The organism is Photobacterium obscurum (assembly GCF_026191635.1).
Lineage (GTDB): Bacteria > Pseudomonadota > Gammaproteobacteria > Enterobacterales > Vibrionaceae > Photobacterium > Photobacterium obscurum.
This window is the reverse complement of sequence record NZ_JAKRRW010000008.1, coordinates 145314-158806: the sequence shown is the minus strand read 5'-3', so window position 1 is coordinate 158806 and position 13493 is coordinate 145314. Positions and strand designations below refer to the sequence as shown.

At 52.7% G+C, this 13493-nt stretch carries 13 protein-coding genes; 12 read left to right on the top strand and 1 reads right to left on the bottom strand.

Translation table 11 applies throughout. The features are described 5' to 3' along the window. Nucleotides 1-113 precede the first annotated feature (113 nt). From priA to rraA, 7 genes are all read left to right on the top strand, one after another. Nucleotides 114-2315, top strand: a complete 2202-nt coding sequence (gene priA, locus MD588_RS12495) for a primosomal protein N' (RefSeq protein ID WP_265697625.1) — start codon at nt 114-116, stop codon at nt 2313-2315. A 174-nt stretch (nt 2316-2489) separates the two neighbouring features. Continuing rightward, nucleotides 2490-3494, top strand: coding sequence for a DNA-binding transcriptional regulator CytR (cytR, locus tag MD588_RS12490; RefSeq protein WP_265697624.1), 1005 nt, complete (start codon nt 2490-2492; stop codon nt 3492-3494). 165 nt (nt 3495-3659) lie between these two features. Further along, nucleotides 3660-4238, top strand: a complete 579-nt coding sequence (locus tag MD588_RS12485; protein ID WP_265697703.1) for an SPOR domain-containing protein — start codon at nt 3660-3662, stop codon at nt 4236-4238. 162 nt (nt 4239-4400) lie between these two features. Further along, the gene (gene hslV, locus MD588_RS12480; RefSeq protein ID WP_265697623.1) at nt 4401-4928 is read left to right on the top strand and encodes an ATP-dependent protease subunit HslV; all 528 of its coding nucleotides are present in this window, start codon (nt 4401-4403) and stop codon (nt 4926-4928) included. Between the two features lie 10 nt (nt 4929-4938). Beyond that, the gene (gene hslU, locus MD588_RS12475; protein ID WP_265697622.1) at nt 4939-6270 is read left to right on the top strand and encodes an HslU--HslV peptidase ATPase subunit; all 1332 of its coding nucleotides are present in this window, start codon (nt 4939-4941) and stop codon (nt 6268-6270) included. Nucleotides 6271-6423: 153 nt separating this feature from the next. Further along, entirely contained in the window at nt 6424-7335 is a 912-nt protein-coding gene (locus tag MD588_RS12470) for a 1,4-dihydroxy-2-naphthoate polyprenyltransferase (protein ID WP_265697621.1), read from the top strand. A 159-nt stretch (nt 7336-7494) separates the two neighbouring features. Further along, entirely contained in the window at nt 7495-7980 is a 486-nt protein-coding gene (gene rraA / locus MD588_RS12465; protein WP_265697620.1) for a ribonuclease E activity regulator RraA, read from the top strand. A 133-nt stretch (nt 7981-8113) separates the two neighbouring features. Here rraA and zapB read toward each other — a convergent pair whose 3' ends face one another. Continuing rightward, nucleotides 8114-8356: a cell division protein ZapB gene (gene zapB / locus MD588_RS12460; RefSeq protein WP_265697619.1), complete on the bottom strand. Its 243-nt coding sequence runs from the start codon at nt 8354-8356 to the stop codon at nt 8114-8116. A 150-nt stretch (nt 8357-8506) separates the two neighbouring features. Between zapB and MD588_RS12455 the strand changes: the two genes are divergently transcribed. The 5 genes from MD588_RS12455 to MD588_RS12435 all read left to right on the top strand — a co-directional run bounded on the left by MD588_RS12455 (nt 8507) and on the right by MD588_RS12435 (nt 13483). Further along, a complete protein-coding gene (locus tag MD588_RS12455; protein ID WP_265697618.1) occupies nt 8507-8806 on the top strand; it encodes a hypothetical protein in 300 nt (99 codons plus the stop codon). A gap of 246 nt (nt 8807-9052) precedes the next feature. After that, on the top strand, nt 9053-9898 hold the full coding sequence (locus MD588_RS12450; RefSeq protein ID WP_265697616.1) for an MIP/aquaporin family protein: 846 nt from the start codon (nt 9053-9055) through the stop codon (nt 9896-9898). 44 nt (nt 9899-9942) lie between these two features. Beyond that, entirely contained in the window at nt 9943-11457 is a 1515-nt protein-coding gene (gene glpK, locus MD588_RS12445) for a glycerol kinase GlpK (RefSeq protein WP_265697615.1), read from the top strand. A gap of 213 nt (nt 11458-11670) precedes the next feature. Beyond that, entirely contained in the window at nt 11671-12678 is a 1008-nt protein-coding gene (gene glpX / locus MD588_RS12440; protein ID WP_265697613.1) for a class II fructose-bisphosphatase, read from the top strand. A 187-nt stretch (nt 12679-12865) separates the two neighbouring features. After that, nucleotides 12866-13483: a helix-turn-helix transcriptional regulator gene (locus MD588_RS12435; protein WP_265697611.1), complete on the top strand. Its 618-nt coding sequence runs from the start codon at nt 12866-12868 to the stop codon at nt 13481-13483. Nucleotides 13484-13493: the final 10 nt, after the last annotated feature.

The window sequence follows — 13493 nt, the reverse complement described above, 5'->3', positions numbered from 1 at the left end:
ATCAATGATGCCGCCCAGATCAACCAATACGCTCCTTTTTTCACCGCTTTGCTGCCCGTTGCCGAGCAATGTACACTTCCTTATCTTAGTATATGCGGATTATGCGGTTTGTTATGACGCCCAACATTGCCCGAGTGGCCCTTCCTGTTCCATTAGATAAACACTTCGATTATCTGATTAAGCCAGATACCCAGCCGGTAGTCGGCGGCCGGGTACGCGTGCCATTTGGCCGTCAGCAGCTAGTGGGTATCGTCATGGCGATCACCGACAAGTCCGATTTTCCGCTCAACCAGCTCAAATCGATTAACACGGTTCTCGACAACGAACCACTGTGGCAACCACCGCTGTTCGGCCTGCTGACCTGGGCCAGCAGCTACTACCAGTATCCGCTCGGTGACACCCTGGCCAATGCAATGCCGACATTATTGCGCAAAGGCCGCGATGCCTCACCGGCCAGCCTGAAGATGTGGCAGATCACCGAGGCCGGTCGCGACCAGCCGCTTGCCTCGCTTAGCCGTGCGCCACGCCAGGCTCAGGTCCTTAACACCCTGCGCCATGGTAAAAGCAGCCATGAGAGCCTGCTGGCCGAAGAGGTCAGCTCGGCAACCCTGAAGACCCTGAACGACAAAGGCTGGATTGAAGCCCTTGCCGAGCAACCCGGAAAAATTGACTGGCAGCGCGAGTTTGCCATTACCGAGGAAAAGCCCAAGCTCAATGACGAGCAGGCGCTGGCAGTGGCAACCGTCAATGCCAACCCGGAGTTTGGCTGCTATTTACTCGAGGGGGTCACTGGCTCGGGCAAGACCGAGGTCTACCTCAATCTGCTCGAACCCGTACTGGCAGCAGGCAAGCAGGCGCTGATCCTGGTGCCGGAAATTGGCCTGACCCCGCAGACTATCAACCGCTTCCGCCGCCGTTTCAATGTACCGCTGGAAACAGTTCACTCCGGCCTCAATGACACCGAACGACTGTCATCCTGGCTGGCCGGGCGAGATAACCAGGCCGGGATCATTATCGGTACCCGATCGGCACTGTTCACGCCATTTAGCAACCTCGGCATTATCATTGTCGACGAAGAGCATGACTCATCTTACAAACAACAGGACAGCCTGCGCTATCACGCCAGGGATCTGGCGGTAATGCGCGCCAACCGGGAGAATATCCCAGTGATCCTCGGCTCGGCCACACCGGCACTGGAAAGCCTGCACAATGCCCGGACCGGCAAGTACCACCACCTGACGCTTACCCGTCGGGCGGGCAACGCCCAGAAAGCAAGGCATGGCGTGCTGGACGTAAAAGGCCTATACCTAGAGGCCGGGCTGTCAGCTCCGCTCATTGCCCGAATGCGCAAGCACCTTGATGCAGGCAATCAGGTCATGCTGTTTCTTAACCGCCGCGGCTTTTCCCCGGCAGTCATCTGCCACGAGTGCGGCTGGCTGGCCGAATGCAAGCGCTGCGATGCCTATTACACGTTCCACCAGCAATCCGGGGAGCTGCGCTGTCACCACTGCGCAACCCAGCGCCCGGTGATGCATCAATGCGGCAATTGCGGTTCGACCCAGCTCAATGCCGTCGGGGTCGGTACCGAGCAGCTGGAACAACAGCTGGCAACCTTGTTCCCCGAATACAAAACCGTACGGATCGACCGTGACAGCACCCGCCGCAAAGGCAGCCTGGAAAACTACCTCGAGGCCATCAAGAACAACGAGTACCAAATCCTGATCGGTACCCAGATGCTGGCCAAAGGCCACCATTTCCCGGATGTGACCCTGGTCAGCCTGATCGACGTCGACAGCGCCCTGTTCAGCAACGACTTCCGGGCCTCGGAACGTTTGGCCCAGCTGTTTGTCCAGGTTGCCGGACGGGCAGGCAGGGCCAGCAAACCCGGCGAAGTCGTCCTGCAGACTCACCACCCCGAGCACGCCTTGTTACAGGCACTGCTCCATAAGGGTTATGACCAGTTTGCCGTCAGCGCACTCAATGAACGTAAACAGGCGATGCTGCCACCCTATACTTATTTGACCCTGTTCCGGGCAGAAGCCAACAGTAGCGAACAAGTTGAGCAATTTTTACAGCAAATTCGCGGAGTTTTGGAATCTAGCCCGCTATATAACCAGGATACCCTGGTGATGGGACCTAACCCTGCCCCGCTATCACGCCGCGCAGGGCGCTACCGCTGGCAGCTACTGTTTCAGGCACCGGACAGAAAAACGCTACAAAAAATGCTGATGATCGCCAAACCGGCCATCCAACTGCTGCCTCTGGCGCGGAAAGTCAGGTGGTCGATTGATGTCGAACCGCAAGATTTAACTTAAAATGAACAATGCGATACAAGTCACACCTTGAATGTAATTTATGCTATTTTGAGCATGTTTAATCCTCTACAGAGAGCCTACAATAGCAGGCTCGCTGGTATAGGTATCTGCCCGGTTTGGCTACGATCCTCCGGCAAAATATAGAGAGAAATATAATAGAGAGGAACTGCAATTATGGCGACAATGAAGGATGTTGCCCAGCTCGCCGGAGTCTCGACAGCCACGGTTTCCCGTGCCCTGATGAATCCGGAAAAAGTGTCGGCTTCAACCCGAAAAAAGGTTGAGCAAGCCGTCATGGATGCTGGCTATTCACCCAACTCACTGGCTAGAAATCTTCGTCGCAACGAATCAAAAACCATTGTCACTATCGTGCCGGATATCTGTGATCCATACTTCACAGAAATCATTCGCGGCATCGAAGAGGCAGCCATGGAACATGGCTACCTGGTACTACTCGGTGACAGCGGCCAACAAAAAACTCGCGAGAACTCATTTGTAAACCTTGTCTTCACCAAACAAGCTGATGGCATGCTGCTGCTTGGCACCGACCTGCCGTTTGATGTCAGCAAACCGGAGCAAAAAAACCTGCCGCCGATGGTCATGGCCTGCGAGTTCGCCCCAGAGTTAGAACTACCCACCGTGCATATCGACAACCTCACTGCCGCCTTCGAGGCCGTGAACTACCTGACCCAAATGGGCCACAAGCGCATTGCCCAGATTTCCGGCCCGGATAGTGCCGCGCTGTGCCAGTTCCGTTCGCAAGGCTACCAGCAGGCACTGCGCCGCGCCGGGGTCGACCTTAACCCGGCTTATACCGTCAAGGGCGACTTTACCTTTGCCGCCGGGGCACGTGCTGTCACCGCTCTGCTTTCTCTGCCCGAGCCTCCGACCGCCCTGCTCTGCCACAGCGACGTTATGGCGATCGGTGCCATGCAGCAGGCCAAACGCCTGGGCTACCGGGTACCGCAGGATTTGTCGATAGTCGGCTTCGATGACATCCAGTTTGCCGAGTACTGCGATCCTCCGCTCACCACTGTCTCACAGCCGCGCTATGAAATTGGCCGTCAGTCAATGCTGATGCTGCTGGAAGTGCTGAAGGGCAAAGATATCTCATCGGGCTCCCGCCTGCTTGATGCCAAGCTGGTGATCCGCGAAAGTGCCGCGCCGCCTTCGCACTAATTGTCGATTGTTCAATGATTGTGAGCTTATAATTGGGCATAAGCTCACAAAATTGACGCTATGGGGTGCAAGCACTTCCCCCAGATCTGATCACAGCACTAGTCAGCCTTGGCGCAAGTTTGTAACATAGCGAGAATTGTTATTCCCGTTGTGTATATCATTACTGTGGCCACCAAAGATTATGTAAAGCGCGGACGCTCGCCGAAAAAGCCAGCCCGCAACAATCGCAAAGCTCCGGCATCCGGCGGTTTCCCGATAAAATGGGCCCTCATTGCACTCTGCCTGGTCGGTGCGCTGGGTTATGGCCTGTATTTCCTGTCAACGTCACCGGCTCCCCAACCTCAGCCAGAGACCGTTAAGCCGAAACCGGTTCCCAAGCCACAGACCAAACCTAAAGCAAAGCCACAGGAAAAAGTCTTGCCGCCGAAGCCGGAAGAGAAGTGGCGCTATATTGAAGAGCTGGAAAACAAAGAAGTTCAGGTTGAAACTAAAAAAGAGCAACAGCCAACCCGCCCGTACCTGATGCAATGTGGCGCCTACCGCAGCAAAGATCAGGCCGAACAGCGCAAGGCGATGATTGCCTTCCAGGGGCTGACCAGCCAAATCAAAGTCAGCCAGGGAGAGAAAGGTAGCTGGTACCGAGTGATCCTTGGTCCCTACCCGCAAAAACGCAAAGCCGAAAGTGACCGCAACATGCTGCGCCGGGCAGGTATCGAACCCTGTGCGATCTGGTTCTGGGAATAACCCCCTCCGAGCTAAAGACACTGATTGTCTACACTGATATAAGAAAAGGATGCGAAGGCATCCTTTTCTTTTTCCGTCATTGATACCTTGAAAAAATATCTCCCCATCCCCAGATAAACAGTAATACCGGCATAGGCCGGAGAGACTCAAAGAGGTAAAACCGTGACAACTATCGTATCTGTACGTCGAAACGGTAAAGTCGTTATCGCTGGTGATGGCCAGGTTTCCCTGGGCAATACCGTTATGAAAGGTAACGCTCGCAAAGTGCGCCGTTTATATAACAACAAAGTTCTTGCAGGCTTTGCCGGCGGCACTGCTGATGCCTTCACCCTATTCGAGCGTTTTGAGCGCAAGCTGGAAATGCACCAGGGCCACCTTCTCAAGGCGGCGGTGGAACTGGCCAAAGACTGGCGCACCGACCGTATGCTTCGCAAGCTCGAGGCCCTGCTGGCTGTTGCCGATGAAACCGGCTCCCTGATCATCACCGGTAATGGTGACGTGGTTCAGCCAGAACATGATCTTATCGCTATCGGCTCTGGTGGTAACTTTGCGCAGGCCGCAGCGACTGCCCTGCTGGAAAACACCGATCTGAGTGCCCGTGAAATTGCAGAAAAATCACTGAATATTGCCGGTGATATCTGTGTGTTCACCAACCACCACCACACCATCGAAGAGCTTGATGCCAAGTAAGGAAGCCGTAATGTCCGAGATGACTCCACGCGAAATCGTCCATGAGCTTGATCGCCATATCATCGGTCAAGACAATGCCAAGCGCGCTGTGGCCATTGCCCTGCGTAACCGCTGGCGCCGCATGCAGCTTCCTGAAGAGCTGCGTGTGGAAGTAACCCCGAAGAACATTCTGATGATCGGCCCGACCGGTGTCGGTAAAACCGAAATTGCCCGCCGTCTGGCCAAGCTGGCCAATGCACCATTCATCAAGGTTGAAGCCACCAAGTTCACCGAAGTGGGCTACGTCGGCAAGGAAGTTGAAACCATCATCCGTGATCTGACGGATGTGGCAGTGAAAATGACCCACCAGCAGGCGATGGACAAGGTCCGCTTCCGCGCCGAGGAACATGCCGAAGAGCGTATTCTTGATATTCTGCTGCCGCCGGCACGTGATGCCTGGGGCCAGAACGAAGAAGCCGACAGCAGTTCGGCCGCTCGCCAGTCTTTCCGCAAGAAACTGCGCGAAGGCAAGCTGGACGACAAAGAGATCGAAATCGACGTTGCAGCGCCGCAAATGGGTGTCGAGATCATGGCTCCTCCGGGTATGGAAGACATGACCAACCAGCTACAGGGCATGTTCCAAAACCTGGCCGGTAATACCACCAAAAAGCGTAAGATGAAAATCAAAGACGCTATGAAGGCAGCAACCGAAGAGGAAGCCGCGAAGCTGGTCAACCAAGAAGAGCTGAAAGAACAGGCCATCTTCTCGGTTGAAAATAACGGCATCGTGTTCCTCGACGAAATCGACAAAATCTGCAAACGTGCTGAAGCATCCGGTCCTGACGTTTCCCGTGAAGGCGTTCAGCGTGATCTACTACCGCTGGTCGAAGGCAGTACGGTATCGACCAAGCACGGCATGGTCAAAACCGACCATATCCTGTTTGTTGCTTCCGGTGCATTCCAGATGGCAAAACCCTCAGATCTGATCCCTGAACTGCAGGGCCGCCTGCCGATCCGCGTCGAGCTAGAAGCCCTGACCAGCAGCGACTTCAAGCGTATTCTGACCGAGCCTAATGCCTCCCTGACGGAACAGTACAAGGCGCTGATGGCGACGGAATCTGTCGATATCGAGTTCACCGAAGACGGTATCAACAAGCTGGCCGATGCCGCCTGGCAGGTCAACGAGCGTACCGAGAACATCGGTGCCCGTCGCCTGCACACGGTCATGGAACGCCTGATGGAAGAGTTATCTTTCGATGCTACAGAAAAAGCCGGTGACAAACTGATCATCGATGCGGCCTATGTCAGCGAACGACTTGGCGAGCTGGTCGAAGACGAAGATTTAAGCCGCTTTATTCTTTAAGTCACTCTGTATTAACAAGACTGACAAAAGTGATAGGAACGGTGCCATTCGGCACCGTTTTTTTGTTCTTAAACAAACATTGTGCCGATATAGTTGCCGATCGCTGCATTTTCGCCATAATACAGTCTCGACTGATTCCGAAATAAGCACATTATGAAATCATCTTCACTCGCAATCTGGCTTGATGCAGCACGGCCAAAAACCCTGCCATTGGCCATCGCATCCATTGTATGCGGAAGTGCAGTAGCAGGATGGCAAGGAAGTTTCTCTGCTTTAGTCGCAGGCCTGGCTCTGCTGACCGCGCTCTTACTCCAGATCCTGTCGAATCTGGCCAATGATTATGGCGATGCTGTCAAAGGCACCGATAACGAACACCGCCTGGGCCCGCAACGCGCCATACAGTCAGGCATGGTGACGCCGTCGGCGATGCGCAACGCAATGATCCTCAATATAGTTCTGACCATTGCCAGCGGTCTGAGCCTGATTTTTATCGCCTGTAATAACTTGCAGGACATGTTCGGCTTTATGCTCCTAGGACTGATGGCCATTGCTGCCTCGATTGCCTATACCGTTGGCAACAAGCCCTATGGCTACCGTGGCCTGGGCGACCTGTCGGTACTGATGTTTTTTGGCTGGCTAGGCGTCGCCGGTACCTATTACCTCCAGGCCGGACAGATTGACTCGATCATCATGCTACCAGCCACAGCCTGTGGATTACTGGCCGTTGGTGTATTAAATATCAATAATCTGCGTGATATCGATAATGATCGTGCCTGTGGCAAACTGACGTTGGCTGTGCGCATGGGACCTGACTGGGGCCGTAAATATCACCTGTTCCTGTTGGCAGGCAGCGTGATCTGCCTGGCATTATTTGCCGCTCTGGAACTGCACTCGCCTTTCGGCTGGCTGTTTGTCTTGAGCGCCCCTTTACTGTTTAAGCACGGCAAGCAGGTACTGCAGTCGGCAGACGGTGCGGCACTGCGCCCGATGATGGCGACCATGGTTAAGTGCGCCTTGCTAACTAACCTGCTGTTTGCAGCCGGCGTCGTGCTGGCGGCCTCCTGAAGCGCCCGCAAGTTTGCCCCTGCTTTGTGAGGGGCATTATTGCAATGCCTTCTCGGCTGGTTATACTTTCAGCAGGTTATACAATCAGCTAGCAGTAAGCTGTGCGCTTATGCCAGCGGTAAACCACCTCTTTCTATTGCCACAAGAAGAAGCGAACTTATGGAATATAATACGTCCGAACTATGCGACATTTACCTCGACCAAGTCGATGTGGTTGAGCCTATGTTCAGTTCTTATGGCGGTCGCAGTTCATTTGGCGGCCAGGTAACCACCATCAAGTGTTTTGAAGATAATGGTCTGATCCGTGATGTGCTGCAGCAGTCCGGTGTCGGCCGCGTGTTACTGATCGATGGTGGCGGCTCATTGCGACGCGCTTTGGTTGATGCCGAGGTGGCTCAGCTTGCCGCCAGCAATGAATGGGAAGGGTTGATCGTTTACGGCTGTGTCCGCCATGTCGATGATCTGGACGAGCTGGAGGTCGGCATCCAGGCGATGGCTTCCATCCCGGTAGGAGCAGATCAGCAAGGGATTGGCGAAGTCGATATCGCGGTGAATTTTGGCGGGGTAACCTTCCTGCCGGAAGACCATATTTACGCCGACAGTACCGGAGTCATTCTGTCACCGGAACCGCTCGATATCGAGTGATCTCGGTTCGGAGTAATAACAAACAGATGCTAGAACGAGAACAGGCTCCGGTTATTACAGTCAGTACCGACTAACTTCGGAACCTGCTCGAATCGATAGCAGATAAAAAAACAGAGCCTGTCGGCTCTGTTTTTTATTCTACGTGGTCCATCTTGCCCAGCAAGGTGCGAACACGATCCTGCCATGCCTGGTGGTCATCTCGCAGTTTAGCATTGTCTTGCTCTAGCGCTTCACGGCCAGAACGCAGCTCTTGAGCTTCAGTCGACAGGCTCTCGTTTTGTTCTTTTAGTTCTTCAATTTCCATTTGTAGCAGAGAAATTGCATCAACAGCCATTTGCACTTTGGCTTCCAGCTTTTCCAACATTTCTAATGACATATTGTTCACCTGATCTCAGCCTATCTTCTTACCTTAAACCGTTAAGGCAATATCCCACAGGCATGTTTACGTTACTTTTGCACCTATTCTAGCGAGGCCGCCGCCTTCTAGCATCTACAAATCCACCACTTTGCAACAACTGGGGGAAATTTGCACAATTCTGATGATAATTTTGCTTACCGCCAACAACAAGCCAGCTCTCCTCAGCCCGTCAACGGCAAGATCTGTCCCTCAATAGCAGTAATTTTTCACCATGGTGCAGAGGAACTGAGCATTCGCGCTGAAAAGCGCGCGCTGGGTACGGCGGAATGCTTAAAATTGCGATCTAACTCTATTTTAATGCAGGATTGCCATGCTAATTTTTATTGTGATCGTATCTCTCTTGGAATTATCCAAGATCTTGCCCTATTGGCACATCCGACCTTTTCAAGGTCGGATTTTTTATTTTAAATTCATAACGTTAACAACAAAGTCCCGTCACAAATAATCACCACGATGCATACGATTCCTAAAAATTCGTTACCATAGCAAAAAATCGCAACCGATTGCGCGAACGCGCAAAATACGAATTACTTTTATGCTCGAACGCACATTTTTCAACCAATGATGTTTCAAAGATGTATAAATCGCGTACATTAAATCCGAATAAAAAATATAAAAGAAAAACCCCTACGACATCGACAAAAGGACTGAAAAATGACAACTCCAAAACAACATACGCTGCTTGGCGAATGTATCGCTGAGTTTATAGGGACAGGGCTACTGATTTTCTTTGGTGTTGGCTGCGTCGCGGCACTGGTACTGACCGGGGCTGAATTCGGCCAATGGGAAATTAGTATTATGTGGGGACTAGGGGTGGCGATCGCTATCTATTGCACCGCAGGCGTGTCCGGTGCCCATATCAACCCAGCTGTAACCATTGCACTCGCTCTTTTTCACGGCTTTGACAAACGCAAGGTTGCACCTTATATCGCCGCTCAAATGCTGGGGGCATTCTGTACCGCCGCGTTGATTTACAGCCTGTACAGCAACCTGTTTGTCGAGTTTGAAGCGACCAATCAGATTGTACGCGGCAGCGAGGCAAGTCTTGCAACCGCCGGTATCTTCTCAACCTACCCACATGCTGCCCTGTCTTTCGGTGGTGCCTTTGCGGTTGAATTTGTAATCACGGCAGTGCTGATGTTTGCCATTCTTGCACTGACAGATGACAAAAACGGAGCACCTCGTGGCGCGATGGCCCCGCTAATGATTGGTATTCTGATCGCGGTGATCGGTGGCTCGCTCGGCCCACTAACTGGTTTTGCCATGAACCCGGCTCGTGACTTCGGCCCTAAGTTCTTTGCCTTCCTTGCTGGTTGGGGCGATATGGCTCTGACTGGTGGTAAAGATATTCCCTACATGATTGTGCCGATTTTGGCGCCGATCTGTGGTGCCGCCTTTGGCGGTTGGCTATACCCGAAAGTCATCGGTGCTTATCTGCCAGGCAACGCCGAGGCAAGCCAGAGCGAAACGGCTGACGACGCAGAAGCAGCAAAAGCATAAATCTCTCTACTACCCTTATATAATTAAAATTAGAGGAAACCATCATGACAACTGAGCAAAAGTACATTGTTGCACTTGATCAGGGTACTACCAGCTCCCGCGCCGTTGTGCTGGACCACAACGCCAATATTGTGTGCTCATCACAACGCGAATTTACTCAAATCTATCCTAAAGCTGGATGGGTTGAGCATGATCCTCTCGAAATCTATGCGACACAAAGTTCAACGCTGGTCGAAGCCCTCGCTAAGGCCGGAATTCGCTCCGATCAGGTTGCCGGTATCGGTATCACCAACCAGCGTGAAACAACTATCGTATGGGATAAAAACACTGGCAAGCCAGTCTACAATGCCATTGTCTGGCAGTGCCGCCGTACCGCCGATATCTGTGAGACATTGAAAGATCAGGGGCTAGAAGAATACATCAGAGACAACACTGGCCTGGTCGTTGACCCTTATTTCTCGGGCACCAAAATCAAATGGATCCTCGATAACGTCGAAGGTGCACGCGAAGAAGCCGAAGCCGGTAACCTGCTATTCGGTACCGTCGATACCTGGTTGATCTGGAAAATGACCCAGGGACGCGTACACGTTACCGACTACACCAATGCTTCACGTACCATGGTATTTAACATTAATACCATGCAATGGGATGAGAAACTGCTGAAGGCACTGGATATTCCGCTCTCAATGATGCCGGAAGTGAAGGCATCGTCAGAAGTTTACGGCCAGACCAACATCGGGGGCAAGGGCGGTACCCGTATTCCTATCGCCGGCATTGCAGGCGACCAGCAGGCAGCCTTGTTCGGCCAGATGTGTGTCGAGCCCGGCCAGGCGAAGAACACTTACGGTACCGGCTGCTTCCTACTGATGAACACCGGCAAGGAAAAAGTCACCTCGCATAATGGCCTGCTAACCACTTTGGCCTGCGGCCCACAAGGAGATGTGGCTTACGCCCTTGAAGGTGCAGTATTCATGGGGGGGGCTTCAATCCAGTGGTTACGCGACGAGGTGAAACTGCTTGATGATGCCAAGGACTCAGAATACTTTGCCGAGAAAGTGGGCAGCGCAAATGGTGTCTATGTAGTACCGGCCTTTACTGGCCTCGGCGCGCCGTATTGGGACCCGTATGCACGTGGTGCCATCGTAGGCCTTACTCGTGGGGTCAACTCCAACCATATTATCCGTGCCACACTTGAAAGTGTCGCTTACCAGACCCGCGATGTACTAGATGCCATGCAGGCTGACTCCGGTATCAACCTGGCCTCGCTACGTGTTGATGGCGGTGCCGTTGCCAACAACTTCCTGATGCAGTTCCAGTCAGACATTCTGGCCACTGAGGTTCACCGCCCTGTGGTGACCGAAGTGACCGCATTGGGTGCAGGCTATCTTGCCGGCCTTGCCGTTGGCTTCTGGGGCAGCATTGATGAGCTGAAGGATAAAGCCGTACTGGATCGTGGTTTCATCCCTTGTACTGATGATCAGAAACGTGAGCGTCGCTATAAGGGCTGGAAACGTGCCGTTGAGTGCGCGAAAGGCTGGGCGGTCGAAGAAGATATCTAATCCCCCCCACAGTTCCATCATTCTCAGAAGGCCTGCAGATGCAGGCCTTTTTTTATCTTGATACCGCTGTATTTGGTCATAGTAAAAGTGTGTTTATCTTCGCGGATATCCAGCCTCTTGGGGCAAAACAAATTTACGCAAACGTTTCACTCCGAGCTGTGATAGAATCGCGCCAGATTTTTTAGCCCACTGATTTCTATTTCTGGAGTAACCATGAAACGCGATTTAGCAATGGCATTTTCCCGTGTCACTGAAGGTGCAGCACTGGCTGGCTACAAATGGCTTGGCCGAGGCGATAAAAACGCAGCCGATGGCGCAGCTGTCGAGGTAATGCGCACCCTTCTGAATCAGACCGAAATTGAAGGTGAAATTGTTATCGGTGAAGGCGAAATTGATGAAGCGCCAATGCTGTATATCGGCGAGAAAGTTGGAACCGGTGGCGATGCAGTCGACATCGCGGTCGATCCTATCGAAGGTACCCGCATGACAGCGATGGGCCAGAATAATGCATTGGCTGTATTGGCGGCCGGTGAAAAAGGTTCGTTCCTGAAAGCGCCAGATATGTACATGGAAAAGCTGGTTGTCGGACCGGCAGCCAAAGGGGCAATCGATCTGGATCAGCCGCTGGCAGTCAACCTGGAAAAAATTGCCGCGGCACTGGACAAGACACTCGATACATTGGTTGTCACCACGCTGGCCAAGCCTCGTCACGATGGCGTCATTGCAGAAATGCAGGCCATGGGTGTCCGTGTCTTTGCTGTCCCTGACGGCGATGTTGCCGCCTCAATCCTGACCTGTATGCCAGACAGTGAAGTCGACGTGATGTACTGCATCGGTGGCGCGCCGGAAGGCGTCGTCTCAGCAGCGGCTATCCGCGCCTTGGGTGGAGACATGCATGGCCGGTTGCTGCCTCGCCACGAAGTCAAAGGCGACAACGAGGAAAACCGCCAGCTCGGCCAAATCGAAATCGACCGCTGCCGCGAGATGGGTATCGAGCCAAACAAACGACTGCGTATGGAAGATATGGCACAGAGCGATAACGTGATCTTTGCCGGAACCGGCATCACCAAAGGTGATCTGCTGGACGGTATTAGCCGTCAGGGTAACATTGCCACCACTGAAACCCTGTTGATCCGTGGTAAATGCCGAACAATCCGCCGTATTAAGTCGACCCACTATTTGGATCGCAAGGACGACGCCATCAAAGGCCACATCCTGTAGCTCCTCCCCTGTTTCAAACTCAAGGGCGTGCTTGAAAAAGTGCGCCCTTTTGTCTATTTACTCTGCAAGCTTCCTACCCAGCCCTCTCCTTTCAGACGCATAAACGATACACTTTACTTTGTAAGGTTGTTGCTTTATTTACTGAGCTGACTACATAATAATAACAATGAAGGAAAAAACAGCTGATATGAAGACCATAGACAAAATACTCTATCGCATGAAGCGAGAAGGCCCTGTCACTGCAAAAGTGCTGGCCGAGGAGTTCAACCTGACCACGATGGGCGTGCGGCAGCATTTGCAGGGGCTGGAAGAAGATGGCCTGGTGGACTACCAGGATATCAAAGCCAAAGTCGGCCGGCCAACGCGGCACTGGAACCTGACCAGCAAGGCTCATCGCCGTTTTGCTGATCGTCATGGCGAGCTTATTATTCAAATGCTTGATTCTGTCGAGGACATTTTTGGCGCCAACGGCCTGCACCAGGTGGTTGAGCGCAGAGAGAGTCAAACCTTTGAACAATATCAGAATGCGCTGGCAGACTGCTCTGATGTAAAAGAAAAACTTGAAAGACTGACAACACTGAGGGAGCAGGAAGGCTACATGGCCCAGTTGCACCAGGAAGGTGACGATTTCATTTTGGTAGAAAACCACTGCCCGATTTGCCATGCGGCCGCACGCTGTCCTTCACTTTGTAAGTCGGAACTCAATATTTTCCAACTCCTGTTGGGTAACGAGTTCCGTATAGAAAGAAACGAACACATTATTGCCGGAGAGAGGCGCTGCGCTTATCGAATACAAAAATCATAATTAGGAGAAG